We start from the raw sequence: 26,978 nt of genomic DNA, 5'->3' as shown, positions 1-26,978 counted from the left end.
TGCTGTGGCCGACCTGCTTCTCTTTGGCAAGACAAAGACAGTGAGTCAGCCGCGGCAGGGGGTGAAACAGAAATGCCCCAACAACAAAAACCCCCAACCCCGACCAAAACCAACAACCCGAAAACCTCAAACCTTAAACACCACGACCCCCAACGGCGGCAACCTCAACACCAGCGACTGCCCCTGCCCATGCGACCGGACATGGTCCACATCCACCGCGCCGCCATTCCCGAGGTCGCTTCCGCCATACACGGCGGCATCGGTGTTCAGCACCTCGCGCCACTGCACGGCGCCGTCTGCCGGCGGCACGCCGATCCGGTAGCCTTCGCGCGGCACGGGCGTCATGTTGGCCACCACCAGCATCGGCCGCCCATCGCCGTCCAGCCGCAGGAACGCGAACACGCTGTTGGTGCGGTCATCGCCGATCACCCAGTTGAAGCCCTCCGGCGCGCAGTCGCGCGCATGCAGTGAAGGTTCGCTGCGGTACAGCGCGTTGAGGTCGTGCACGAGCCGCTGTACGCCGCGGTGTCTCGGGTCGTCCAGCAGGTGCCATTCGGGCGAGGCATCGTGATTCCATTCGCCCACCTGCCCAAACTCGCATCCCATGAACAGCAGCTTCTTGCCGGGGTGCATCCACATGAAGGCGAGGTAGGCGCGCAGGTTGGCCAGGCGCTGCCATTCGTCGCCGGGCATCTTGCCCAGCAGCGAACCCTTGCCGTGGACGACCTCGTCGTGCGAGATCGGCAGGATGAAACGTTCGGAGAATGCATAGACGAGCCCGAACGTCATGCCGTCGTGATGGTGCTGGCGGTACACCGGGTCGCGCTGCATGTAGTGCAGCGTGTCGTGCATCCAGCCCATGTTCCACTTGTAGTCGAAGCCCAGGCCGTTGAACTCGACGGGCGCGGTCACGCCGGGCCACGCGGTGGATTCCTCCGCGATCGTGATGGCGCCGGGGCAGCGTTCGTGCACCAGCGTGTTCATCTGCTGCAGGAAGGCCACGGCTTCGAGGTTTTCGCGGCCGCCGTAGCGGTTGGGTACCCATTCGCCGGCGCGGCGGGAGTAGTCGCGATACAGCATCGACGCCACGGCATCCACGCGCAGGCCGTCGATGTGGAAGCGCTCCAGCCACTCGAGCGCGCTGGCGATCAGGAAGCCGCGCACTTCATTGCGGCCGAAGTTGTAGATGAGCGTGTTCCAGTCCTGGTGAAACCCTTCGCGCGGGTCCTGGTGCTCGTAGAGGGCGGTGCCGTCAAAGCGGGCAAGGCCATGCGAGTCGGTGGGGAAGTGCGCGGGCACCCAGTCGACGATGACGCCGAGGTTGGCCTGATGGCATCGATCCACGAAGCGCGCGAACGCCTCCGGCGCGCCGAAGCGGGCAGATGGCGCAAAGAGCCCGAGCGGCTGGTAGCCCCAGCTGCCGCCAAAAGGGTGCTCGGCCACCGGCAGCAGTTCGATGTGCGTGAAGCCGAGGGCGCTTACGTACGGGATCAGCCGATCGGCCAGTTCGTCCCAGTGCAGGCTGCGGCGGCCGTCTTCCAGGTCACGCAGCCAGGAACCGGCGTGCACCTCGTAGATGGCGATGGGCGCCTCGGGCTGCTGGCGCTCGGCGCGCGTCTGCATCCATGCATCGTCGCCCCAGCGGAATGCCGACGGGTCCGCCACCACGGACGCCGTGGCCGGCGGCGGCTCGGTCTGGCGCGCAACGGGGTCTGCCTTGACCACGAGGTGGCCGTCGGCGCCGATCAGCTCGAACTTGTAGCGCGCACCGGGGCCGATACCAAGGCCGCTGGGCAGGAACAGCTCCCACACGCCGGCCTCGTGGCGCAGCCGCATCGGGTGGCGGCGGCCGTCCCACTGGTTGAAGTCGCCCACCACGGACACGCGTTGCGCGTTGGGGGCCCACACGGCAAAGCGCACGCCCGTCATGCCGTCCATCTTCACCGCGTGTGCGCCCAGGCAGTCGGCGAGGCGCCAGTGCGTGCCCTCGTTGATCTGCCGCAGGTCGTCGTCGCCGAGCAGCAGGCCGAAGGCATACGGGTCTTCGGTCTCCTGCACGGCCTCGTGGCCGGTGCCGGCGGGCCAGATGATGCGCAGCCGATAGGCCTCGGGGTGGCCGTACACGTCCTGTGCATCGGCCTGCATCGGCCCGTGGAAGAGGCCCGTGCGCCCGACCTGTGTCATCTCGGTGATCGTCTGGCCGCGTGAATCGATGGTCTGCACGCGGCGCGCGCCGGGGTAGAAGGCGCGCACGACCCACCGCGGGCCCTCGCTGCCGTCCACGCGATGCGGCCCCAGGACGGAGAACGGATCGCCCAGGCGGCCGTGCGTGAGCGCGTCCACCTGCGCCTGGTCGACGCCGGGCGGCAGCACGACGGCCGGCTCGGGCGCGGCCGCCTTGGGCGGGTTGGCAAAGTCCAGCGCGGTCACGGTGGGCCTCCGGTCGAGTCTTCCGCAGCAGGTTGGGGTGGTTCGGCATGCAGCAGGCGGCGTGCCACGCGCGTGAGGCCGGCGAGCGGAATCGGTAGCCAGGCCGGCCGGTTGGCCGCTTCGTAGTTCACCTCGTACGCGGCCTTTTCCAGCAGGAACAGGTCGAGCAGATCGAGGTCCACCACGGGCGCGTGGAGGGTGTTCAGGTCGGGCCCGCGGATGGCCGCCGCATAGGCTTCCAGAAAGCGCTCGGTAGACGCGGAGCGGAACAGCTCGAGCAGGTGGTCGCGCCGTTCCTGTGCGGGCCCCGCCACGTGCTCGGGGCCTTGCCGCATGGCGCCGACCACGTAGTCGAGCGAACGCATGAGGCCGGCCACGTCACGCAGCGGGCTGGTCTTGCGGCGGCGCTCTTCCACCGGGCGCGACGGCTCGCCCTCAAAGTCGATCAGGAAGGCGTCGCCCTGCGCGACGAGCACCTGACCCAGGTGGAAATCTCCGTGGATGCGCGACAGCCTGGCGCCGATGCCCGCCTGCGCGCGCTCGCTGGCGGCGTCCAGCAGCGCCTGCCGTTCAGACAGCAGCCATTGCACGTCTGCATGCGGCGCGTTCTGTTGCTGCCACGCCGCCAGGTGGTCCAGCGCCCGCGTCAGGTGCTCGTGCACGCGGGCCGTCCAGTAGTTGGCGTCGTCGGGGTCGGCAAGGCGCGCCCCGAAGTTCGGATCTTCAGTGGGGGCGGCGAGAGCGGCATGCAGCTCGCCCAGTCGCGTGCCGATCGTGCCCATGAAAGCGACGTATCCGGCCAGCGCCTCGTCGGTGTCGGTGCGCGCTTCCGTCACGGCCACCGGAGAGGATTCGCCGTCGCCCCGCGTCACGCCTTCCGTGACGACCGCCAACTCGTCGATGGTGCGCCGCAGGTAGTCGAGCGCCCACGTCCAGGCGTCGCCCTGGTTCGGGACGAAGCTCTGCATGACGGCCAGCGTGGCGCGCTCTCCGTCGGCGCTCACGTGCGCGATTTCGCCGATCAGCGCCGCCGTGTTGGCGTAACCGACGCGCGTGAGGTGCCGCGTCATCTCGACCTCGGGGTGCACGCCCGGGGCGATGCGGCGGATCAGCTTGACGATCACCGATTCGCCGATCACCAGCGAGCTGTTCGACTGCTCGGCAGCCAGCCAATGGATGGGCGCATCCGGCGACAGCGGCAGCGCCGCGAGTGGCGTCGCGCCGGTCTCGGTGCTTTCGGGCGGCTGGTCCAGCTCGGCGATGTTCGGCTCCGGCTCGAAGCGCACCGCGCCGTCGTTGGCTTCGAGCGTGGTGCCGCGCACGAGGTTGGTCAGCAGCGCTCGCGCGAACGTCTCGGTGGTGAAGGCGTCGGTCAGGTAGCCGACATGGCGGCCGCGCCGCACGCGCGCAAGCGCAAGCTGGATCGGCAGCGCGGGCAGCGTGGCCGATTCCCAGGCGATCGACAGCGGCAGCAGGTAGCGCTCGACGCGCTCCGAGCCGTCGGGCCCGCCCAGCGTGACGGCCACTTCGTTGAAGAACACCTCGGGCCGTGTCGCGCCGGCCAGCGGACGGTTCGTGGACGCTGCATCGACCGGCACCGTCGCACCCCACGCGAACTTTGCACTGCGCAGCACGCTGTCCTTGGCGGCAAACCAGCGGCGCTTGGGCAGGTACGTCGGCAGGATCTCGCGCTCGATCAGCTGGCGGTGTGCTTCTCGCTGGCGCGTGTCGGCCAGCGTATCCAGCCCCGCGCGCAACACCAGCGTGGTGAACTCGGGCAACTGCTCGGCGGCCGGTTGCGCCCATGTGGGGCCGGGCTCGTTCTCGCGCAGCTCCAGCCAGTAGAACGCATACGGCGGAAGCGTGAGCAGGTACGACAGTTGCCCGATCGGCGGGAACGCCGTGCCGCCGATCAGCTCTACCGGCACGCGCTGCGCAAATGCCGAAAGATCGAGCTCCACCGCTTGTGAAGCGCGCGACAGGTTCGCCACGCACAGGATCGGCGCCTCCCCTTCGAGCGCGCGGATATACGCCAGCACCTTCCGGTTGGCCGGCTGCAGGAACTGGATCGAGCCGCGCCCGAACACGCGATGCCGCTTGCGCGTGGCGAGCAGCCGGCGTGTCCAGTTCAGCAGCGAATGCGCATCGCGGCTCTGCGCTTCCACGTTCACCGATTCATAGCCGTACAGCGAGCCCATGATGGCCGGCAGCACGAGCTGCTCGGGGTCGGCGCGCGAGAAACCGCCGTTGCGGTCGGGCGACCACTGCATGGGCGTGCGCACGCCGTCGCGGTCGCCCAGGTGGATGTTGTCGCCCATGCCGATCTCGTCGCCGTAGTACATGACGGGCGTGCCGGGCATCGAGAACAGCAGGCTGTTCATCAGCTCCACGCGGCGGCGGTCGCGCTCGAGCAGCGGCGCGAGGCGCCGGCGGATGCCGAGGTTCAGGCGCGCGCGGCGGTCGCTGGCGTAGACCTCCCACAGGTAGTCGCGCTCGGCGTCGGTCACCATCTCGAGCGTGAGCTCGTCGTGGTTGCGCAGGAAGATCGCCCACTGGCAGTTGGGCGGCACCTCGGGCGTCTGCCGCATGATGTCGGTGATCGGGAAGCGGTCTTCACGCGCGATCGCCATGTACATGCGCGGCATCAGCGGGAAGTGGAACGCCATGTGGCATTCGTCGCCGTTGCCGAAGTACTCCTGCGTGTCTTCCGGCCACTGGTTGGCTTCGGCCAGCAGCAGGCGGTTCTTGAATTCCGCATCCATTGCCGCGCGGATCTTGCGCAGCACGGCGTGTGTCTCGGGCAGGTTCTCGTTGGACGTGCCTTCGCGCTCGACGAGGTAGGGCACCGCATCCAGCCGCAGGCCGTCCACACCGAGGTTCAGCCAGAACTTCATCACCCCCAGCACGGCCTTGAGCACGCGCGGGTTGTCGAAGTTGAGATCGGGCTGGTGCGAATAGAAGCGGTGCCAGTAGTACGCATTGGCCACCGGATCCCACGTCCAGTTGGACGGCTCGGTGTCGATGAAGATGATGCGCGTGCCGGCGTACTTCTTGTCGTTGTCCGACCAGACGTAGAAATCGCGCAGCGCCGAGCCCGGCTTGGCGCGTCGCGCGCGCTGGAACCACGGGTGCTGGTCCGACGTGTGGTTGATGACGAGTTCGGTGATGACCCGCAAGCCGCGCGCATGCGCCTCGGCAATGAAGCGCCGCACGTCGGCCATCGTGCCGTAGTCCGGATGCACGCCGCGGTATTCCGCAATGTCGTAGCCGTCGTCGCGGCGCGGCGATGGGTAGAACGGCAGCAGCCAGATCACGTCCACGCCAAGCTCGGCAATGTAGTCGAGCTTGGAGATCAGGCCGGGGAAGTCGCCCACGCCATCGTTGTTCGAATCGCAGAACGACTTGACGTGCAGTTGATAGATGACGGCGTCCTTGTACCAGAGCGGATCGTCCACCAGCAGCGCGGTCGGGTTGCGCGTCATGACGGTTGTTCCTCCGAGGGCAGTGCCGGACGTACGCGCCAGATCGCAAACGGCTGCTCGGGCTCCAGGCGGATGTGCTGCCACTTGCCGCGCCACACCGTGCGGTGGCCGGTGACGAGGTTCTCGGCCATCAGGGCGCCGTGATCGGGCAGGCCCCATTGCCACAGCGGCAGTTCGATGTCGGACTCATGCGCGTGGTGCGGGTCGAGGTTGATGGCCACGAACAGCGTGTTGTCGCCAAAGCGGTCCTGCTGCCCATGCTGCAACGCATTGGCGAGTTCCGCCGGGTTGGTCGGCAGCACGGGCGGCGTCGATTTGCTGAAGAACAGGATGTGCTCGCCCGATGCCGGCTGGAACGTCACGCCCAGGTGCGAGTGCAGGGCCGGGTTGGCGCGGCGGATGCGGTTGAGCAGCGCGATCTCCTTGACGATGTTGCCGGGGCGGTTGTGGTCCCACGCGCGCAGCTGATACTTCTCGGAGTCGAGGTATTCCTCCTTGCCCGGTATCGCGCGCCCCTCGCACAGCTCGAAGCCGTTGTAGACGCCCCAGAGGCCAGACAGCGTGGCCGCCAGCGCGGCACGAATGAGGAAGCCCGGCCGGCCGGAGGTCTGCAGGAACACCGGGTTGATGTCCGGTGTGTTGACGAAGAAATGGGGGCGGAAATATTCCCGCACCGGCGTGCGCGTGAGTTCGGTCAGGTAATCGATGAACTCCTGCTTGGTGTGCCGCCACGTGAAGTACGTGTACGACTGCGAAAACCCGACCTTGGCGAGGCGGTACATCACCTTCGGCCGCGTAAAGGCCTCGGAGAGGAACACCGCGTCGGGGTATCGCGCGCGCACCTCGCCGATCATCCATTCCCAGAACGGCAGCGGCTTGGTGTGCGGGTTGTCGACGCGGAACAGGCGGATGCCTTCGTCGGCCCAGAACATCACCACGTCGCGCAACGCCAGCCACAGCGCGGGTTTGGCGTCATTCGCGTAGAAGTCGACGTTGACGATGTCTTCGTATTTCTTGGGTGGGTTCTCTGCGTACTTGATGCTGCCGTCGGGCCGCCACGCAAACCAGCCCGGGTGTTCGCGCAGCCACGGGTGATCGGGCGAGCATTGAATGGCGAAGTCCAGCGCCAGTTCCAGGCCCTTCTCACGGGCAGCGTCGCGCAGGCGGCGGAAGTCTTCCAGCGTGCCGAGCTGCGGATGGATGGCATCGTGTCCGCCTTCCTCCGCGCCGATGGCGTACGGGCTGCCCGGGTCGTCCGGCGCGGCCTGGAGGCTGTTGTTGCGGCCCTTGCGGTTGGTGCGGCCGATCGGGTGGATGGGCGGGAAGTACAGCACGTCGAAGCCCATGCCGCGAATGGCGCCGAGCCGGCGGATGACGTCGTCGAAGGTGCCGTGCCGGTGCTCGTCGCCCGAGGCGGAACGCGGAAAGAGTTCGTACCAGCTCGCAAACGCAGCGCCGCCGCGTTCGACCTCGAGCGGGTACGGCGCGGTCTCCACGTAGAACGGCCGATAGTGCGAGGCCTGTGCCATCACGTGTGCGGTGGGCGGATCCAGCAGCAGCTTGAGGCGATGCGCCGGATCGGCATCTGCGAGCAGTTGCGCCAGCTTGTGCAGCGCCCCGGCGGGCGCATCGGCGGGCGCATGCTCGGCCGCCTGCGCGACGAGCCGCGCGCCTTCTTCCAGCTCCAGCGTGACGTCTACCCCGGCCGCGTGCTTCTTCTCGAGCTCCGACCGGTACGTACCGAACGCATCGCGCCACGCAGCCACCGCATACACGTGCCGCCCCAGCCGTTCGGGCCGGAACACGCCGCGCCAGCGGTCATTGCCAAGCGGCACCATCGGCACCTGCTGCCAGGAGTCTTCATCCTGCGCGCGCCACAGCAGCTGCACCGCGAGCTGGTCGTGTCCGTCCATCAGCACATCGGCTTCGACGACGATGTCATCGCCCACCAGGCGCTTGACGGCAAAGCGGCCATCGTCGACGGCCGGCTGCACGTGTTCGATCCCGATGCGCGGCGCCGCAATGGCAGCGTTGACCGGTGCCTTTGCATCGTCGCCTTTCGTGCGCGCGCGCTTCGCGGTCTTCTCTGCCGCCGGATGCCGTACGGGCGCGCTGCGGAACACACGCCAGACCTGCACGTCGCCGGGCAGCAGGTCGATCTCGGCCAGGGGCCGGGCCTTCGGGCGCAGTGCGTCGTCGCAACTGCCGATGGGTTCGGTGAGCAGGTCCAGCGCCACGCCACGGGTGAAACCGCCTGCCACGCCGGGCAGGAAGTGGTCTGCGTGCACCGAGACGCCTATGTGCAGGTCGGGGTTGATGACGACGAGGGTGGCTGCATCGCCGGCGCGCAGGTCGGGCCCGTCGGCACGCAGCATGGCCGTGGCCGGCGCATCGGGCCCGGTGAGCATGCGCAGCTCGGCGTGCGGCGCCACGGTGCCGGCATCCCGCGCCGCACGGATGGTCGCATTGACGTCGCGCACGGCATCGCTCAGGTCGAAGGCAGCGTGCGCGTCGATCCATTGCTGATCGGACGGATCGCCGCGGTCGGCCAGCATGGGCAGCAGCGCGCCGCGCTCGAAGCCGAGCGGCATCAGCCAGCCCGCATCGAGCGTGTCGGCCACATGCAGGATGCGGCGATACGCGCGTTCGCGCACCATCGCGTCGCCGAATGCCTGGCCGTAGCGCGTGCCGAACGGCGCTTCCACGGTGGCGATGGGCGGTGCCACGGCCGCCAGCCGTGCGTGTTCTTCCACCATCCAGCTGGCGCGGAAATCCCACCAGCGCAGCGACGAAAACGTGGCGTCAAAGCCGGCACCGGCCAAGGCGTCAACGGCTGCGGCGTCCATGCCGGGCGTCCAGGCCAGGAAGCGCAGGCCTGGGTCTGGCGGGGCCGCGGCACGGGTGTCGGCTATCAGCGCCTGCCATCGCTCGGCGGGCAGGCGCGCCGGTGCTTCGCAGCGGAAGCCGCCGATGCCGAGCGCGGCCCACGCACGCAGCTGTTGCGTCCACCACGCGAGGATGGCGTCGCCGCAGTGCGGGTTGTCGTGGCGGAAGCAGGCCACCTCGAGGTGCGAGGGCGGCAGGCGCGGGTCCAGCGCGTCGCCGTCTTCTGCGTGGCTGGCGAACCAGTCGGGGTGGTCGGCGCGCAAGGGCGCATCGGTCGCCACACGGTCGATCACGAGATCGAGCAGCAGCGTCAGGCCGCGCGCGCGGCACGCCTGCGCCAGCGTCGCCAGTGCGGCATCGGCCGGGCCGCCGCCCAGCGCGTCATGCAACTGCGCGTGGTCACGCGTGACGAACACGTTGCCCGCCGCGCCGGTCTGGAACGGCGGGGCCATCAACACGTGGTCGAACCCCAGCGACGCAATGCGGTCGAGCACGCCTTCCCAGCGGTCCAGCCGCCGCAGCTGCAGCGGATGCAGATAGCAGATGGCAGGCGCGTAAAGCGGGGCGGTGCGAGGCCGGTCCGCCGTCCGGGCCACCGCCCGGGCTTCGCTGCCCGGGGGCTTGGCAGCCTTGAGCGCTGCGGTGTTCTTGCGTGGTGCGGTGGTGTTGGGCTTCTTGGTCTGGGGCATGCGTGAAACCGGGGCGGGGCGCCGATACGATCAGGCGCGAATCTTTTCGGTGCTGGCTGCGCGTGCCACCGCGTGGGCGCGGACCTCATCGGACAAGCCCGTCGAACGCCGCCGTGCCGGCGCGCGCGCGGGCGCATCGGCGCGATGGGTCGGCAGCGGCTCCGGCGTGGCGGGGGCCTGCGCCAGCGCCACCGACGGCATGGGCGTGGCCGCGGGCGCCAGCGTGCGATACAGCGCGACGTACTCGCGCGCGGGCTGCGACCAGCCGAAGTCAGTCGTCATGCCGTTGTATTGCAGGACGCGCCACGCTTGCGGTTGTGCGAAGACGCGCAGCGCACGGTCCACCGCCGCCACCATCGCGTCGGCCGTCTCGCCGTCGAACAGGAAACCCGTGGCGCCATGCAGCGCCGCCTCCGGCGACCCAAGGTCTGTGATGGTGTCGATCAGGCCGCCCACGCGGGAGGCCACCGGCACCGTGCCGTAGCGCATGGAGTACAGCGGCGTCAGGCCGCATGGCTCGAAGCGGCTGCCGTGCAGCAGGATGTCGGCGCCCGCGTGCAGCAGGTGGGCATGGGCCTCGGTGTAGCCGATCTTCGCGGCCATCTGGCGCGGGTAGCGTGCCGCGAGTTCGGCCATGCCGCTCTCGTACTGGTGTTCGCCGCAGCCGAGCACCGCCACCTGCAGGCGCGGGTTCGATTCGAGCAGCTGCGGCAACGCCTGGAGCGTCACATCGGCCATCTTCTGATGCGTCAGGCGGCTGCCCACGGCGAGCAGGGGCGCCTGCGCATCCTCCGGCAAGCCGAAGCGCTGCTGCAGCACGCGCTTGGCGGTGTGCTTGCCGGTGAGGTTCGATGCCGCGAACGGCTGCGGCAGCAGGGGGTCCTTCGACGGGTTCCACACCTCGTTGTCGATGCCGTTGAGGATGGCGACGAGGTCTTGCTGGCGCGCGCGCAGCAGGTCTTCCATGCCGCAGCCGGCCGCCTCGGTCAGGATTTCGCGCGCATAGGCGTGGCTTACGGTGGTGATGCGGTCGGCCCACAGCAGGCCCGCCTTCAGGAAGCTGAACTGTCCCCAGAACTCGGCCTCGTGCGCCGCATCGGCCGGCACGCCGATCTGCGGCACCACGCTCATCGGGAAATTGCCCTGGAAGGCCAGGTTGTGCACGGTAAAGACCGTCCTGGCCCGCGCGCCCGCGCGCTTGACGAGCAGCGGCACGAGCCCGGTATGCCAGTCGTGCGCCTGCACGACGTCGAAGCGCCCCGCGCCCTGCACGCCCGCGGCCACCCGCGCTGCTGCATGGCTGAATGCAGCAAAGCGCAAGGCGTTGTCGTCGTACGGCTCGCCGTGGTGGTCCAGATACGGATTGCCCAGCCGCCCGAACAGCGCCGGCGCATCGAACAGCAGCACCGGAATCGCATGCGGACCCACGTGCCCGCTGAGCAGCCGCGCGGGCCCCCCGGGCAGGTCGGTCCATTCACATAGCGTGCGGGGTTGCTGCAGTTGGGCGATGGCGTTGGGATAGCCCGGCAGCATCGCGGTCACCTGCAGACCGGCCCGGCGCAGCGCGACGGCGCATGCGCCGACCATATCTGCAAGCCCGCCGGTCTTGGCCAGCGGCACAGCTTCCGAAGCGACAAAAAGGACGTTCAGCGACAAGGTCATGCTCCCGGGGGAACCGCCATCGCCGGATCGGCCAACTGCATGAGCAATGGCACGGCTCCGGTGCGTGACGGAGGTTTGCGATCTCCCCCTTCGCGCAAGACCTATGCCAGTCAGACAGACGCTGACAAGGCTGCGATCCGCTCCGCGCGGCGCCTTGCGGCTGCATGAAACGTGCCGCGGAGCCGGCACGTGCAGCGTGTGCAACCTGGGTATGCGTTGTGTAATTTCCTCCATGCCATGGCAACCGCGCTTGGGCGCGGAGGGCCAACGAGTCCGGGTGCCACGGTTGTCTTTTGATAGAAAAAAACAATCAGAAAAATAAGATCAATCAACTTGTGCAATTGACGGAACGGCGATACGATCACTCCCGTTGTCAACCAAGCAACCTACTGAAACCACTATGTCGCTGATCAATACTCAAGTCCAACCGTTCAAGGCCCAAGCGTTCCACAACGGCAAGTTCATCGAAGTCACGGAAGAGTCGCTCAAGGGCAAGTGGTCCGTGCTGATCTTCATGCCGGCCGCATTCACCTTCAACTGCCCGACCGAAGTGGAAGACGCCGCCGACAACTACGCCGAGTTCCAGAAGGCCGGCGCCGAGGTCTACATCGTGACGACCGACACGCATTTCTCGCACAAGGTGTGGCACGAAACCTCGCCGGCCGTGGGTAAGGCTCAGTTCCCGCTGGTGGGCGACCCGACGCACCAACTGACCAACGCCTTCGGCGTGCACATCCCCGAAGAAGGCCTGGCCCTGCGCGGCACCTTCGTGATCGACCCGCAAGGCGTGATCAAGACGATGGAAGTGCATGACAACGCCATCGCCCGCGACGTGAAGGAAACCCTGCGCAAGCTCAAGGCTGCCCAGTTCGTCGCCAGCCACCCGGGCGAAGTGTGCCCGGCCAAGTGGAACGAAGGCGCGAAGACGATCAAGCCGTCGCTGGACCTGGTCGGCAAGATCTGAGTTGTGAGGCTGTTTGCTGCAGGAATGCAGCAGAAAAAACGGCCGGCTCTGCCGGCCGTTTGCTTAAGGGCGCAGGCATGTGCCGCGCCCTGTCACGGATTCAACGAACAAAAAGGAAGTCGTCATGCTGGATGCTGATGTCAAGGCCCAACTGAAGGCCTACCTCGAACGCCTCGTGCAGCCCATTGAGCTGGTCGCCAACGTCGATGACAGCGAGGGCTCCCGCGACATGATGGAGCTGCTGCGCGACGTGGCCGAGCAGTCCGGCATGATCTCGCTCACCGAACAACGCGATGCCGCCGAGCGCGCGCCGTCGTTCCTGATCCGCCGCACCGGCGCCGACGTGAGCGTGCGCTTTGCGGCCGTGCCGACTGGCCACGAGTTCACCTCGCTCGTGCTGGCGCTGCTGCAGGTGGGAGGCTATGCGCCCAAGCTCGATGCCGACGTCATCGAGCAGATCCGCAACATCGAAGGCGATTTCCGCTTCGAGACGTACATGTCGCTCACGTGCCAGAACTGCCCGGACGTGGTCCAGGCGCTGAACGTGATGTCGGTCATCAACCCGCGCATCCAGCACGTCGCCATCGACGGCGCGCTGTATCAGGGCGAGATCGAGGCGCGCCAGATCATGGCCGTGCCGACCGTGTTCCTGAACGGCGAGATGTTCGGCACGGGCCGCATGGGCGTGGAAGAGATCCTGGCCAAGATCGACACCGGCGCCGCCGCGCGTGACGCTGAGAAGCTGGCTGCCAAGGAAGCGTTTGACGTGCTGATCGTCGGCGGTGGCCCGGCCGGTGCCGCTGCGGCCGTGTATGCGGCGCGCAAGGGCGTGCGCACCGGTGTGGTGGCCGAGCGCTTTGGCGGCCAGGTGCTCGACACGCTGGGCATCGAGAACTTCATCTCCGTGCAGGAGACCGAAGGGCCGAAGTTTGCCGCCGCGCTGGAGCAGCACGTGCGTCAGTACGAGGTCGACATCATGAACGCACAACGCGCGGTCAAGCTGACCCCTGCGGACAAGCCGGGCGGCTTTGCCAAGGTGACGCTGGCCAACGGTGCGGTGCTCAAGGGCCGTTCGGTCATCCTGTCGACCGGCGCGCGCTGGCGCAACGTCAACGTGCCGGGCGAGCAGGAATACAAGAACAAGGGCGTGGCGTACTGCCCACACTGCGATGGCCCGCTGTTCAAGGGCAAGCGCGTGGCCGTCATCGGCGGCGGTAACTCCGGCGTGGAGGCGGCCATCGACCTGGCCGGCCTGGTCAGCCACGTCACGCTGCTCGAGTTTGCCGGCGAGCTGAAGGCGGACGCCGTGCTGGTGCGCAAGCTGCAAAGCCTGCCGAACGCGACCATCGTCACCAACGCGCAGACCACCGAGATCACGGGTGACGGCCAGAAGGTCAACGGCCTGCGTTACAAGAGCCGCGTGGACGGCGCCGAGCATGAGATCGCGCTCGAAGGCGTGTTCGTGCAGATCGGCCTGGTGCCCAACACCGAATGGCTGGATGGCGCGGTGGAGCGCAACCGCTTTGGCGAGATCGTCGTCGATGCGCGCGGCCAGACCAGCGCGGAAGGCGTGTTTGCCGCAGGCGATGCGACCACGACGCCGTACAAGCAGATCATCATCGCCACCGGCGATGGTGCGAAGGCCGCGCTGTCGGCATTCGACCACCTCATCCGCGTGCCGCTGGCCGAGGCGGCATAAGCCTGCGCCCAAGCCGTACGAAGCCGGACCTTGCGACAAGCGGGTCCGGCTTTTTCTTTGGCGTTCAGCCTGCGGCGCAGAGCAACGCCTGTGCGCGTGCGCTGCACATGTCGACCAGGCGATCGCGCAGCACGCGGCCCGCGCTGTCGAGGTCGGGCCGCGCAAACAGCGCAAGTTCCAGCCCGCCGATTTCCGGAAAGCCATCCGCCGCACCGAGCACGCGGTGCCCGGGCTGCACGCAGCTGGCCGGCAGCAGGCTTACGCCCAGGCCCGCGCTGACGGCCGCGCACAGGCTTGCCAGGCTCGGGCTCGAATACGTGATGCGCCACGCCTGCCCGATCGATTCCAGCGCGTGCAGCATCTCCTGCCGATACAGCGCGCCTACCGGAAACGCCACCAGCGGCAGCGACGGTTGCGATGGCCCGGGCAGCAGCATGTGCGGCCGCTCGGCGCTGTCAATCCAGCAGATCGGCTCGGCCCAGCGTGCATGGCAGTCGCTGTCGGTGCCCCATTGCTTGACGAGCAGCAAGTCCAGATCGCCATTGCGGTACTGGCGCAGCAGGTGATGCGAGAGGCCGCTTTCCACTTCGAGGCGCAGCCGCGGGCGTTCGCGCGCAAAGCTGGCAATCAGCGGCATCAACGCACCGCTGCCGAGGTCTTCCGGCACGCCCAGGCGCAGCACCCCCTCGGTGTGCTCGGGGCTCAGCGCCTCACTGGCTTCGTCGGCCAGCCGCAGCAGCCGCCGGGCGTAGCCGAGCAGGCGGTCGCCCTCTTCCGTGGGCAGCACCTGGCGTTGGCTGCGGTCCAGCAGGCGGCAGTCCAGTTGCTGCTCGAGCCGCAGGATCTGCTGGCTGACGGTCGACTGCGTCAGGTGCAGGTGTTCGGCTGCGCGCGTGAAGTTGCCCGTATCCACCACGGTGACAAAGCTGCGCAGCAAGACCAGATCGATCATTTGGAAACCCACTGGGTGCGATTCAACTATTTAATTTGAACATATGTAGGGGCGCAACCATAATCGTCCGCTTGTTGACTACATGCGCGAGGCTGCAGCATGGCGTTGCATGTCTGGAAGCGATGGATCGTCCTGGCTTGCGCATGGGGCGCGGCCGCAGGCGGCGCGGCAGCCGGCGAGCCCGCATGGCTGCTCAAGGCCGCGGCACAGGGCGACACTGCCAAGGTGCTCGAGCAATTGAAGCAGGGCGTGCCCGTGGACGTGCGCGACGGTGGCGGCAACACGCTGCTGCTGGCCACGCAAGGCAACCACGTCGACACGGCGCGCGTGCTGATCGACGCCGGCGCCAACGTCAACGCGCAGAACACGCGGCTCGATAGCGCCTATTTGCTGGCTGGCGCGGAAGGGCGGCTCGACATCCTGCGCATGACGCTCGCACACGGCGCCAACCTCAAGAGCACCAACCGCTACGGCGGCACCGCACTGATCCCGGCGTGCGAGCGCGGCCACGTGGCGGTCGTCAGGGCGCTGCTCGACGCCGGCATCGACGTGAACCACGTCGACAACCTTGGCTGGACGGGCCTGCTCGAAGCCATCCTGTTCGGCGACGGCGGCCCGCGTCATCAGCAAATCGTGCGTCTGCTGTTCGAGCGCGGCGCCAACGTCAACCTTGCCGACGGCCGGGGCGTGACCCCCTGGAGCATGCACGCGCGCGCGGCCAGAAGGCGATCGCCGACATGCTGGTCCCTGCCAGCGCCCGATGACTTTTTGGAGAAACCCATGACCCATGAACAACACATGCGCGAGGCCGTCGCGCTGGCCCGCGCCAACGTCAACGAAGGTGGCCTGCCGTTTGGCGCGGTGCTGGTACGCAACGGCGAGATCGTCGCGCGCGCCGTCAACGAGGTGCACACGACCAACGACCCAACCGCGCATGCCGAAATGCAGGCGATTCGCCAGGGCAGCCACGCGCTGGCCACGTCCGACCTGACTGGCGCGGTGATGTACGCAAGCGGCCATCCGTGCCCGATGTGCTTTGCGGCCATGCACCGCTGCGGTATCCGCGCGGCGTACTTTGCGTACTCGAACGAAGACGGCGAGGCGTTCGGCATGTCGACCGCCGCCATGTACGCCGAGATCCGCCGTGCCCCGGAAGCAGGCGAGCTGCAGTTGCGCCCGCTGAAACCTGCGGGTGAGCACGGGCTTTACGACGCGTGGCAGGCGCGCCAGGCATGAGTGACGCGGCCGTACGGGGCGCGGCCTCGGCCGCATCGGCCGCGCCATCCGCGTGGGCCGATGCCGGATGGATCGGCATGGCGGTGGTGATTGCGCTCGGGCTGAACCTGCGGCCGATCCTCACGACCATCGGGCCGCTGCTGGCGGAGATTCGCTCAGGCACGGGCCTCGGCCTGCAGGGTGCGTCGCTGCTGACCGTGATCCCGGTGCTGTGCATGGGCAGCGTGGCGTTGTTCCTGCCGTGGCTCGCGCGCTGGCTGCCCGAACATCGCGGCGTGGCATGCAGCCTGCTCGCCATTGCAGGCGCATGCGCGTGGCGCCTGTGGGCGGGTGATGGCCTGTCGCTGATCGCCAGCGCAGCGCTGGCCGGCACCGGCGTCGCCATCGTGCAGGCCCTCGTGCCCGGCATCGTCAAACGATGGTTCCCGCGGCGCGTGCCGATGGCGCTGGGTTTGTATTCCGCGTCGCTGATGGCCGGCGGCGGTCTTGCCGCCACGCTGAGCCCGCGCATCGCCCACCTTGCCGACTGGCACGTCGGTTTGGGGGTGTGGGCCGTGCCTGCGCTGGCCGCCTTGATGCTGTGGACGACGGCGCGGCCCCGCGAGGCAGCTGCCGCCGTGCAGCGCGGGCCGGTGCTGAACTTCTTCGGCAATCGCCGCGCATGGCTGCTGGCCGTCTACTTTGGCGTGACCAACGGCGGCTACACCAGCATGATCGCGTGGCTGCCGATGTTCTATCGTCAACTGGGCTGGAGCGCGCAGGATGCCGGCGGCCTGATCGGCGTGATGACGATGTTCCGGGTGTTGGGTGCCTTCACGGCGCCGGTGCTGGCGCGGCGCTGGCCAGACCGCCGCCCGTGGCTGTTGGCGATGCTGGTCCTGCAACTTGGGGGGATGCTGGGCTTGCTGCTCGCTCCAACGGCGGGGACCACGCTGTGGGTGGCGCTCATCGGGGGCGGGCTGGGCTCGATGTTCTCGCTGTGCCTGGCGCTCACGCTCGATCATCTGCCCGACGCGCGTGCCGCCGGCTACCTCGCCGCGTTCGTGCAGGGCATCGGCTTCATCATCACGGGCATCATTCCTTACGTCGTCGGCTGGCTGCGCGCGGCTACGGGAAGCTTCCAGACGCCGTGGCTGCTGCTGATCGGCGTCATCGTCGTGTCGATGGCCACCACGCTGCGCTTCTCGCCGACAGGCTATGCCCGCGCAATCGGGCCGGTGTAACTTGCGCGCGACCGGGTGACCCCACCCGGCGCATGGTCTTCCGCGGCCACCAAGAAATTCTTGAAATGCGAATCATTCGCATTTATAGTGTGTCCATCGACGGCGCTGCAGTCGGTGGAAACGTCTCTACGGCCTCTCCATCGCACGGCGCGTCGAGCCGAATTCCGCCGCGTGCGCCGTGCTCCATCAGGTGGGCGCACCCGGCAACCGATCTTTTGTGGGGACCGCTCTGACACACAGAGCGTTTGGCCGTAGCAAGCCGCCCGACAGTCGGGAAAGCACTCAGACCCCGCTTTCCCGACTGCGTCTTTCCCGGGCTGCCAGCCATGCCGTTTTTTTTCAGAACGCAGCGACTGCGCGTGAAGGATTGCGATCCCGCCGTTTCTGGTTCTGCCTGCAGTACCGCCCCCTCGGTCGTACCTCATTCACGCCCCCAACGCCATGCCAAACTCGACCGACCTGCGCCGGGCCGGGCTCAAAGCCACGTCGCCGCGCGTCAAGATCCTGGAAATCCTCGCTGCCGGTACGGAGCACGGCCGCCACCTGAGCGCGGAAGATGTCTACCGCCAGTTGCTCACATCGGAGCTCGACATCGGTATCTCGACCGTGTATCGCGTGCTCAACCAGCTGGTGGATGCCGGCGTGCTGCTGCGCCACACGTTCGAGGCGGGTCATGCGGTCTACGAAGTCAATGAGGGCGCGCATCACGACCACCTCATCTGCATGTCGTGCGGCCGTGTCGAGGAGTTTCACGACGATGCCATCGAGGCCCGGCAAGAGCGCGTCGCCAACGAGCGCGGCTTCGTGCTGCGCGACCACGCGCTGGCGCTGTATGGCGTGTGTCCGGCCTGCCAGCCGCCGGCAGGCACTTCACACTGATGTGACGCGGTAACGCCCTGAAACATCATCGGGGCGATCGTGGCGAAACTCATCTGGCGGCAGCGGTTCCAACAGACCGTGTTACCCAGGAGATGCCGATGCGACGCCGTTTGAAGTCCGAAGACGAACTCAAGACCTTGCTGGCCCGCTGCGTTCAGCAACATCCGGAATGCGCGCAATGCGAGTTGCGCGCGATGTGCATCCATCGCCCCGACCATACCGGCTGCAACTGGAGCGCCGAGTTCGATGTCCGCACCGACGACGATGAAGCGGCTATCCGCGGCCTGTCCGTTGCCAAGCGCTTGCTGATGCGGGCGCGCACGCAGTACAACGTCGCGCGCTGAACCGCTATCCCCTTGCCTGCCGGGCGATCCGGTCGAGCAGTTCGCGCGCGGTCTCGGTGTGACCCTGCTGTGCCAGCAGGCGCGCATTCAACACGAGGTTTTCCAGCACAAGCTTGGCGATGCTGGCCGTGAGCGAGACGATCACCTCGTCCTGGCTGAAGTGGGCATCTTCCATTTGCGTCAGCTGGCGCGACACCAGCTTGCAGACCAGGTTGCGCAACATCTGCTCGTCGAAGGGCAGGTTGGCAAAATCCACCGGGTCTTCCTTCTCGACTTCCGCAATCAACTGGACCAGCAGTTCTTCGGTCATGACGCGTCCCCCGTTCAGGTTTGGACCAGTCTACGCCTGCGCTTTCCAAAAACACAACGGGCCCGCGTGATTCGGGCCCGTTGTGTTGTGATGTGGCGTCGACGCCAGCTATTTGCGGCGTACGAAGCGGATCGGCTGTTCGACGGTGGCATGCGATGATGATTCGCCCGAGGCACAGCCGCTGCAGCCACTGCCGCACGCGCTGCCCGAGAGCGGGTCCGAATGGCACGATGGTGCCTCGCCGGGGGTCAGCAAGCGCTGGCCGAACGCACGCATCCATGCCGGCCTCGACGGACGGTCACACCAGCCAGCCATACGCGCCATCGTGCGGGCACGCATGTCCGCCGCATATCGGCCCGTCAATGACAGCGCACTGAGCGCCACGACGGTGGCGACGACGCCGGTTTCGACCACGTGATACACGCTCATGTCAGCACCCGTGCGATCTGGTAGGTGGCAAACGCGGCCAGATAGGCCAGCGCAAACAGATAGCCCGCCGTGCCCGCCATCACCTTCCAGGAGTTGGTCTCGCGGCGGATGGTGGCCAGCGTCGAGATGCACTGCGGCGCGTAGACGAACCACGCGAGGAACGCCAGCGCCGTGGCCAGCGACCATTGCTGCGCGATGACCGGGGCCAGCTGCGCGGCCGCATCTTCGTGCGTGGCCGACAGCGAGTACACCGTCGCCAGGGCGCTCACGGCAACTTCGCGCGCGGCCATGCCGGGAATGAGCGCGATGCACATCTCCCACGTAAAGCCGATCGGCGCGAACACGACTTCCATCGCGCGGCCGATGTAGCCGGCAAAGCTGTAGTCGATGGCCGGACCCGTTGCGCCGGCCGGCGGCGACGGGAACGTGGACAGGAACCACAGCAGCACCATCATCTTGAGGATGACCGTGCCGATGCGGCGCAGGAAGATGCGCGCACGCTCGATCAGCCCCACCGCCAGGTTGCGCACGCTGGGCAGCCGGTAGGACGGCAGCTCAAGAATGAGCGGATGCTCGCTGCGGTCGCGCTTGAGGTACTTCAGCACGTAGGCGACGATCAGCGCCGAGACGATGCCGGCCATGTACAGCCCGAACAGCACCAGCCCCTGCAGGTTGAACACGCCCCACACCTGGCGCACCGGAATGAACGCGCCAATCAGCAGTGCATACACCGGCAGCCGGGCCGAGCACGTCATCAGTGGCGCGACGAGGATCGTCACCAGACGGTCGCGCGGGTCCTGTATCGTCCGTGTCGCCATCACCCCCGGGATCGCGCATGCAAAGCTCGAGAGCAGGGGAATGAACGACCGGCCCGACAATCCCGCGCCCGCCATCAGCCGATCGAGCAGAAATGCAGCCCGCGGCAGGTAGCCCGATTCCTCGAGCGACAGGATGAAGAGGAACAGGATCAGGATCTGCGGCAGGAATACCAGCACGCTGCCCGTGCCGGCGATGATGCCGTCGACGAGCAGGCTCTTGAGCATGCCGTCTGGCATGACCGTGCCGACCCACGCGCCCACGGCTTCCACCGCGCGCTGGATGCCTTCCATGAGCGGTTGTGCCCACGAGAACACCGCCTGGAACATGAGGAACATCAGCACGGCGAGCAGCGCCAGGCCCAGCACCGGATGCAGCACGATGCGGTCGAGCCGGTCGTCCAGCTCGGCCGTGCTGCGCGGCATGCTGACGGCGGCGTCCAGCAGGCGCTTGACCTCGACGTGCGGGTCGGCGTCGGCGGGCAGCCCCACCGGCGCCGCCGGCAACTGCTCCTGATCGATGTGCGCGACGAGTTCGGCCGCGCCATTGCGCTTGATGGCCACCGTCTGCACGACGGGCACACCGAGCGCCGCTTCCAGCCTGGCGCGGTCGATGCGGATGCCGCGGCGCTCCGCCGCATCCACCATGTTCAGGGCCAGCACCATCGGCAGGCCAAGGCGCTGCAGTTCCAGCACGAAGCGCAGGTGCAGACGGAGGTTCGTGGCGTCGACCACGCAGACCAGCAGATCGGGGCGCGCTTCACCGCGGAACGTGCCCAGACAGATGTCGCGCGTGATGGCCTCATCCGGGCTGGTGGCGACCAGGCTGTAGGCCCCCGGCAGATCGAGAATCTGCACGTGCCTGCCCGAGGGCGCGGTGAAGCGGCCTTCCTTTCGCTCGACCGTCACGCCCGCGTAGTTGGCCACCTTCTGGCGGCTGCCCGTCAGCAGGTTGAACAGCGCGGTCTTGCCGCAATTCGGGTTGCCCACCAGCGCAACGCGCAATGCGGTCGAGGAAGAAGAGGAGGAGGAAGCGTGCATCTGCATGAAGCCGGATAAGCCGGCGGCGGGCGCGGCCAGTCGTGGGCGGCTCAGGCCGCCTCGCGCACCTTGGCGGGCGGCGCCGTCTCGGCGGCGGTGATCGATGGGGTGGCGGGCTGCGCGGCGGCCTCGGTGCGCAGGCGCACGCGATCGGCCTCCTGGCGGCGCAGCGCAAAACGCGTGAAGCCGACCTGCACGACCAGCGGGTCGCCGCCGAACGGTCCCACGGCCACCACGCGCACCGGTTCGCCCGTCACGAAGCCGAGTTCGCGCAGGCGTTGGCTGATGGGATCGGCGGGCTCACGGTCTTCAACGTGATCCACCACCGCCGTCGCCCGGCGGGAGAGCTCGGAAAGCCGCATCGTGCGTATCGTTAACGTGATAACTGGAAGGCAGCTGCGAGAGCCACGTAAATGCGAATCGTTTTCATTATATCGCAACCGGACTGTGGCGGGACTGCGGCACCCGGTCGCCGGGGTGGATATCCACGTGGGGTGGCGGCGTTGCGCCGAAGGCACACACACGGACCGATGTGTGGCGCAAAACCGCTGCGCAGGCAGGGTTTTTTCCAAATTACCCAATCCTAGGTATTGGCGCGGGTGAGGGCCATTGCCTATGCTTCAAACGCGCTGAACTTCCCCGTTCAAAGCGTATTCTTGAGGCCACCGGATACCGCTATCCGGTGGCTTTTTTCATGGCCGCTGCCGCTTGGCCCGGCTCGCCGCCGTCATATTGGCCGCGCGCTACTGGATGGCGTCGGACATCTCATCCTGCTCCTCGCCGAGGAAGCCGCCGCTCTGGTGGCGCCAGAGCCGCGCGTAGGTGCCGTTCCGGGCCAGCAGGGCAGCGTGCGTGCCCTCTTCGATGATGCGCCCCTGGTCCATGACGATCAGCCTGTCCATGGCAGCGATGGTCGACAGCCGGTGCGCGATGGCGATCACCGTCTTGCCCTCCATCATCGCGTCCAGGCTTTCCTGGATGGCGGCCTCGACTTCCGAATCCAGCGCGCTGGTGGCTTCGTCGAGCAGCAGGATCGGCGCGTTCTTCAGCATGACGCGCGCGATGGCGATGCGTTGGCGCTGGCCGCCCGAGAGCTTCACACCGCGCTCGCCGACCAGAGTGTCGTAACCCGTCCGGCCGTGCGGGTCGCTGAGCTGGCGGATGAACTCCTCGGCCTGCGCGTGGATGGCGGCGTTGCGGATCTCCGCGTCGGTGGCGTCCGGCCGGCCGTAGGCGATGTTGTCGCGGATGGACCGATGCAGCAGCGATGTGTCCTGCGTGACCATGCCGATCGCGCTGCGCAGGCTGTCCTGCGTCACCTGGGCGATGTCCTGGCCGTCGATGCGGATGTGGCCGCTGTCGACGTCGTAGAAGCGCAGCAGCAGGTTGATCAGCGTCGATTTGCCGGCGCCCGAGCGGCCGACCAGGCCGATCTTCTCGCCGGGGCGCACCTTCAGGCTCAGGCCGTCGATCACCTGGCGTTCGCCGTTGTAGTTGAAGCTGACGTTGTCGAATTCCACCTCGCCGCGCGTGACATGGAGCGCGGGCGCGCCGGGTGCGTCCTGCACCTTTGCCACGCGCGTGAGGGTGGCCATGCCGTCCTGCACAGTACCGATGTTCTCGAACAACGAAGCCATTTGCCACATGATCCAGTGCGACATGCCGTTGACCCGCAGGGCCATGGCCGTCACGGCCGCCACCGCGCCGGTGCCGACTTCGCCCGCCCGCCAGAGCCACAGCGCATAACCGCCCGCCGCCGCGATCAGCGCCACCACGAGCGTCTGGTTGACGATCTCGAACTGGCTCACCAGCCGCATCTGGCGAAAACCGGTGTCCTTGAAATCCTCCATGGCCGCTCGGGCGAAATGGGCTTCGCGGCGCGTGTGCGAGAACAGCTTGACGGTGGTGATGTTGGTGTAGGCGTCGGTCACGCGCCCGGTCATGGACGAGCGCGCATGGGCCTGCTCCTGCCCGACCTTGCCAAGACGCGGCACGAAGTAGCGCATGGCCAGCCCGAACAGCACCACCCAGGCGATGAACGGCAGCATCAGGCGCAGATCGAAACCGCCCGCCAGCGCAATGATGGTGATGAAGTACACGCCGATGGCGAGCACGATCTCGATGAAGGTGAACAGCACCTCGCGCACGGCCAGCGCCGTCTGCATGACCTTGGTGGTCACCCGCCCGGCAAACTCGTCCGAAAAGAACGACAGGCTCTGGCGGAGCATGAGGCGGTGGAAATCCCACCGCAGCCGCAGCGGAAGATTGATGGCCAGCACCTGATGCTGCACCATCGTGCGCAGCGCCACCAGGCCGACGCTGACCACCAGCACGATGCCGATGCCCCACAGCACGCGCTGCGCCTGCGCGGCGGCTTCGTGCCCGGCCTGCCATGCCGACAGCAGGTCGACCACCTGCCCAAGAAACGAAAACAGCCACGCCTCATAGACCGACACGCCGGCACTGAGCAACGCCAGTGCCGCGATGTAGCGGCGCGTGCCGCGGGTGCAGGCCCACAGGAAGGCGGCCAGGCCCTTGGGCGGCAGCGGCGGCTCATCGGGCGGGAAGGGGTCGAGCAGGTGTTCGAACGCGCGGAGCAAAGGAGCCTCCGAAGGCAGGGGAAAAACGCGGCAGACTGTGCCGGAGATCGGGGGAAAGGGTAACTCGTTCCCGGTTTCCGTGTCGGACGCTGCTCGGCAGCCGCCCGTCAGCACGGCCGCCAGCGAGGCTGTCGCAGGCGCCGCATCGACCGCCGAGCGCATCGTGTTCAAGATCCGGTGGGCCATCGACGCGCACGTTGACCCATCGGTCGCCGCACGGTTTTAACGATTCTGCGGCCAGCCGCCTGATGCCGCCGCTGCCCAGTACAGGGCCTGGCTGCCGGCGGTACGGGCACGGGGCTTGTTTGGCCCCGCCTTGCGGCGCTGGGGCACAGTTGTGTGCTGGCTATCCACAAGTTGCGTGCGATAGGAATTGCAAGCAAAATGCCTCCGCACTGCGTCAAACGTTTTTCGGCACGATGCCGCATCGGCATCGTGCGCTCGAACGGTCGTTGAGCCGCGCATCGTGCCAATGCAGGGTGCACACTCTCTCCATATCAGGCTCTACCGGTCATTCAAGTGCCGAAGCACGCTTTTTTTCCCACCACGCTGCGCGGCCGCTTGCTCGCTCTGGCCGCGGTGGCCGCATTGCCGGCCATCATCGTGGCGACGGCCGGCGTGGCGCTCTACCGTGACCGGCTCAATGACCATCTCGCCCAGCGCCTGACCCACGAGACCGAAGCCGCCGCCGCGCGTGTAGGCATGGTGCTGTCCAATGCCGACGCGCTGCTTTCCGTGCTGGTGGCCGACGATTCGGCGCTGCGCATGGAAGCCACGGAATGCAGCCGCTTCGTCAGCCGCGTCTTCCGCAATCAGGACACGCTCGCCGGACTGGGCATCGTCGATGCGAACGGCAAGGTCGTTTGCGCGCCCGATGCGTCCAGGCTTGGTCTCGATGTGTCCGACCGCCAGTACGTGCGAGACGTGCTGGCCAGCGGCAAGCCGGCGCTGTCGCCGTTTGTGACGGGGCATGTATCGCACCAGCCCGTTCTGGTCACCGCCCGTGCGCTGGTCGGAAGCGACGGCAAGGTACGTGGCGTGGCCTACGCGGCGGTGCACCAGCGTGCACTGATGGCCGCCGCCGTGGACGGCGAGCCGGGCGCACCGGTCTACCTCGTCGATGCAGCCGGCAACGTGCTCTCGCACCTGGGCGAACCCGCGCGCGCGGGCATGCCGCCGGTTGTGCGCGAGGCGCTGTCCGTCATGCCTGGTCCAGCCGGCCGGCCCCTGCTGACCAACGACGCCGACGGTGTGCCGCGCGCCTATGCCGCCATGGCGGTGCCGCCGCACGCAGCCGCCGGCCGCCTGCACGTCGTGCGCGGGTTGGATGCCAGCGATATCGTCCGCCAGCAGCGCAACATCACGCTGGCCGGCGGCGGCGCGATCCTGCTGATGGTGGCGCTGCTGCTTGCGCTGATCCAGGGCGCGATGCGCCGGCTCGTGATGCCCCGCATCGATGCGCTCGTCGACGCGGCGCGCCATTACACGCGCGGCGACTTCTCGGCGCGGGTCACCGAGCATGGCGATGCGCGCGATGAGCTCTCGCTGCTCGAGCGCACCTTCAACGAGATGCGCGCTGCCATCGCGCGCCATGACGCCACGGTCCACCGCCTGACCGAGCGCTTCCAGCGCGTGGCGCGCGCCACCAACGACTGGATCTTCGACTGGGATATCGCCACCGGAGAGTCGTGGGCCAATGCCAGCCTGCACCGCCTGCTCGGCAGCGATGCGCTGCTCGGGCCCAGCGAGGGGGACGGCGTTTCGCGCACGCTGACGTTCCAGCAGTTCGTGCATCCGGACGATGTCGAGGCGTTTGGCGCTGCACTGCGCGCGGCACTGAATTCCGATCGCGACAGCTGGCACCAGGTCTGCCGAGTGATCGACGCCAATCGCACCACGCGCACGGTGGAAATTCGGGCGAGCCTGTATCGCGCAGAAGATGGCCGCGCCCTGCGCATGGTGGGCGGCGTGACGGACATCTCGCAGCGCTCCGCCATCGAGCAGGAGCTGCGCGCAAGCGAGGCGAACCTGCGCGTGGCCGAGCAGATCGCCCAGCTCGGCAGCTGGCGCTGGGACGTGCTGCGCGACTCCACCACGTGGTCTTCAGGCATGTACGTGCTGACGGGAACCCCGCCTGGCGCACCCCCGACCTTTGCGCAGCAGGCGCAGTTTTTCACCGCAGACAGCTACCACCGCCTGCGCGAGGCCGCGAGCCGCGCCGTTACCGAAGGCCAGCCGTACTCGCTGGAACTGGAGATGATCCGCCGCGATGGCGAGCGCCGCTGGGTGCTCTCGCGAGGCAACATCGAGCGCAACGAGCAGGGCGAAGTCGTCGCGCTGTTCGGCACCATGCAGGACATCACCGAGCGACGCGAATCCGACGAGCAGCTGCGTCTGCTGCGCCGTGTGGTCGAATCGGTGCCGTCCGGCATCACCGTGGCCGATGCCCAGCAGCCGGACCTTCCCGTCGTCTATGTGAACCCGGGCTTCGAGCGGATGACCGGCTATCGCGCTGAAGAGGTGCTCGGCCGCAATTGCCGCTTCCTGCATTCGTCCGAGCCAGGGCAGCCGGCGCTCAATGAAGTCCGCGCGGCGTTGCGCGACGCCAGCGAGATCCGCGTGCTGCTGCGCAACTTCCGCAAGGACGGGCACGCGTTCCTGAACAATTTCCTGCTCTCGCCCGTGCGTGATACGCAGGGTGTGGTGACGCACTACGTCGGCATTCAGGACGACGTGACCGAGCAGGAGATGACGCGCGCGCGCCTTGCGCAGCACGCCACGATCGATCCGCTCACCGGCCTGCCCAACCGCACGTTGCTGGCCGACCGCGTGCAGCAGGCGGTCGAGATGGCGGCGCGCCAGCGCAGCCGGTTCTACGTGGCGCTCGTCAACATCGACCGCTTCAAGGTTGTCAATGACAGCCTGGGCCACCTGCTGGGCGACGAAGTCCTGCGCCGCGTGGCCGAGCGCCTGCGCGACGCCGCCGATTCGGTGGACACCGTCGCGCGCTTTGGCGGCGATGTCTTTGCGCTGGTGATTTCGCATGCCGGTTCGCGCGGCGTGGATTTCGGCTTCGACCTGTTTGCCGAACCCATCCGGGCGGAAGGCCACGAGGTGTTCGTCACCGCCAGTATCGGGGTGGCGGAATATCCTGCCCACGGCCCCGATGCCGACACGCTGATCCGCCACGCAGAAATGGCGATGTACGCGGCCAAGCAGAACGGTCGCAACCGGCTGGAGTTCTTCGCGCCCGAGATGGACATTGGCGTGTCGTACCGCCTGAACCTCGAGCACCAGATCCGGGCCGCACTGGAGCACGGCCAGTTCCGGCTGCTGT

Annotated in this window: 18 protein-coding genes and 1 pseudogene; 9 read left to right on the top strand and 10 right to left on the bottom strand. The window is 67.6% G+C overall.

The genetic code is table 11. The features are described 5' to 3' along the window. Positions 1-126: 126 nt before the first annotated feature. Genes glgB through glgA form a run of 4 tightly spaced genes read right to left on the bottom strand, consistent with a single transcriptional unit; the run spans position 127 to position 11,149 of the window. Positions 127-2,430: a 1,4-alpha-glucan branching protein GlgB gene (glgB, locus tag A6M56_RS16375; RefSeq protein ID WP_102079108.1), complete on the bottom strand. Its 2,304-nt coding sequence runs from the start codon at positions 2,428-2,430 to the stop codon at positions 127-129. Then, the gene (treS, locus tag A6M56_RS16370) at positions 2,427-5,912 is read right to left on the bottom strand and encodes a maltose alpha-D-glucosyltransferase (protein ID WP_045219418.1); all 3,486 of its coding nucleotides are present in this window, start codon (positions 5,910-5,912) and stop codon (positions 2,427-2,429) included. The genes glgB and treS overlap by 4 nt, the downstream gene beginning before the upstream one ends. Next, positions 5,909-9,487 (bottom strand): maltotransferase domain-containing protein, encoded by a 3,579-nt coding sequence (locus A6M56_RS16365; RefSeq protein WP_102079107.1) that lies wholly within the window; start codon positions 9,485-9,487, stop codon positions 5,909-5,911. Before A6M56_RS16365 ends, treS begins: the two co-directional genes overlap by 4 nt. Positions 9,488-9,517: 30 nt before the next feature. Next, positions 9,518-11,149, bottom strand: a complete 1,632-nt coding sequence (gene glgA / locus A6M56_RS16360) for a glycogen synthase GlgA (protein ID WP_102079106.1) — start codon at positions 11,147-11,149, stop codon at positions 9,518-9,520. 400 nt (positions 11,150-11,549) lie between these two features. Between glgA and ahpC the strand changes: the two genes are divergently transcribed. Together ahpC and ahpF are read left to right on the top strand one after the other, a co-directional pair. After that, positions 11,550-12,113 carry an alkyl hydroperoxide reductase subunit C gene (gene ahpC / locus A6M56_RS16355; protein WP_045219422.1) on the top strand — a complete coding sequence of 188 codons (564 nt, stop codon included), beginning with the start codon at positions 11,550-11,552 and terminating at the stop codon, positions 12,111-12,113. A gap of 124 nt (positions 12,114-12,237) precedes the next feature. Further along, a complete protein-coding gene (ahpF, locus tag A6M56_RS16350; protein ID WP_102079105.1) occupies positions 12,238-13,812 on the top strand; it encodes an alkyl hydroperoxide reductase subunit F in 1,575 nt (524 codons plus the stop codon). A 64-nt stretch (positions 13,813-13,876) separates the two neighbouring features. Here ahpF and A6M56_RS16345 read toward each other — a convergent pair whose 3' ends face one another. Then, on the bottom strand, positions 13,877-14,764 hold the full coding sequence (locus A6M56_RS16345) for a LysR family transcriptional regulator (protein WP_045219425.1): 888 nt from the start codon (positions 14,762-14,764) through the stop codon (positions 13,877-13,879). 99 nt (positions 14,765-14,863) lie between these two features. Between A6M56_RS16345 and A6M56_RS16340 the strand changes: the two are divergent. From A6M56_RS16340 to A6M56_RS16320, 5 genes and pseudogenes are all read left to right on the top strand, one after another. Then, a pseudogene (locus A6M56_RS16340) lies at positions 14,864-15,528 on the top strand (ankyrin repeat domain-containing protein). Then, complete coding sequence (locus tag A6M56_RS16335) at positions 15,467-16,000, top strand: nucleoside deaminase (RefSeq protein WP_308304159.1); 534 nt, start codon at positions 15,467-15,469, stop codon at positions 15,998-16,000. Before A6M56_RS16340 ends, A6M56_RS16335 begins: the two are co-directional and overlap by 62 nt. Next, positions 15,997-17,223 (top strand): CynX/NimT family MFS transporter, encoded by a 1,227-nt coding sequence (locus A6M56_RS16330; RefSeq protein WP_102079103.1) that lies wholly within the window; start codon positions 15,997-15,999, stop codon positions 17,221-17,223. The genes A6M56_RS16335 and A6M56_RS16330 overlap by 4 nt, the downstream gene beginning before the upstream one ends. Positions 17,224-17,664: 441 nt before the next feature. After that, positions 17,665-18,102, top strand: coding sequence for a ferric iron uptake transcriptional regulator (gene fur, locus A6M56_RS16325; protein ID WP_045219432.1), 438 nt, complete (start codon positions 17,665-17,667; stop codon positions 18,100-18,102). A gap of 98 nt (positions 18,103-18,200) precedes the next feature. Further along, positions 18,201-18,446, top strand: a complete 246-nt coding sequence (locus A6M56_RS16320; protein ID WP_045219434.1) for a hypothetical protein — start codon at positions 18,201-18,203, stop codon at positions 18,444-18,446. Positions 18,447-18,450: 4 nt separating this feature from the next. Here the strand turns inward: A6M56_RS16320 and A6M56_RS16315 are convergent, their stop codons facing one another. The 5 genes from A6M56_RS16315 to A6M56_RS16295 all read right to left on the bottom strand — a co-directional run bounded on the left by A6M56_RS16315 (position 18,451) and on the right by A6M56_RS16295 (position 23,641). Further along, entirely contained in the window at positions 18,451-18,756 is a 306-nt protein-coding gene (locus A6M56_RS16315; RefSeq protein ID WP_063394073.1) for a hypothetical protein, read from the bottom strand. Between the two features lie 108 nt (positions 18,757-18,864). Beyond that, the gene (locus tag A6M56_RS16310; RefSeq protein ID WP_102079102.1) at positions 18,865-19,185 is read right to left on the bottom strand and encodes a DUF6587 family protein; all 321 of its coding nucleotides are present in this window, start codon (positions 19,183-19,185) and stop codon (positions 18,865-18,867) included. Further along, entirely contained in the window at positions 19,182-21,047 is a 1,866-nt protein-coding gene (feoB, locus tag A6M56_RS16305; RefSeq protein WP_102079101.1) for a ferrous iron transport protein B, read from the bottom strand. The genes A6M56_RS16310 and feoB overlap by 4 nt, the downstream gene beginning before the upstream one ends. Positions 21,048-21,091: 44 nt before the next feature. Next, on the bottom strand, positions 21,092-21,403 hold the full coding sequence (locus tag A6M56_RS16300; protein WP_045219442.1) for a FeoA family protein: 312 nt from the start codon (positions 21,401-21,403) through the stop codon (positions 21,092-21,094). Positions 21,404-21,784: 381 nt separating this feature from the next. Continuing rightward, a complete protein-coding gene (locus A6M56_RS16295) occupies positions 21,785-23,641 on the bottom strand; it encodes an ABC transporter ATP-binding protein (RefSeq protein ID WP_062738762.1) in 1,857 nt (618 codons plus the stop codon). A 79-nt stretch (positions 23,642-23,720) separates the two neighbouring features. Between A6M56_RS16295 and A6M56_RS16290 the strand changes: the two genes are divergently transcribed. Together A6M56_RS16290 and A6M56_RS16285 are read left to right on the top strand one after the other, a co-directional pair. Then, a complete protein-coding gene (locus A6M56_RS16290) occupies positions 23,721-23,867 on the top strand; it encodes a hypothetical protein (protein WP_157774024.1) in 147 nt (48 codons plus the stop codon). Between the two features lie 293 nt (positions 23,868-24,160). Further along, the coding region (locus A6M56_RS16285) for a diguanylate cyclase domain-containing protein (protein WP_286758245.1) at positions 24,161-26,978 on the top strand (2,818 nt) is incomplete at its 3' end.

The organism is Ralstonia sp. RL (genome assembly GCF_001683835.1).
Classification (GTDB): Bacteria; Pseudomonadota; Gammaproteobacteria; order Burkholderiales; family Burkholderiaceae; genus Ralstonia; species Ralstonia mannitolilytica.
Note: the sequence above shows the minus strand (reverse complement) of the source record. Positions and strands in the feature narration are given on the sequence as shown.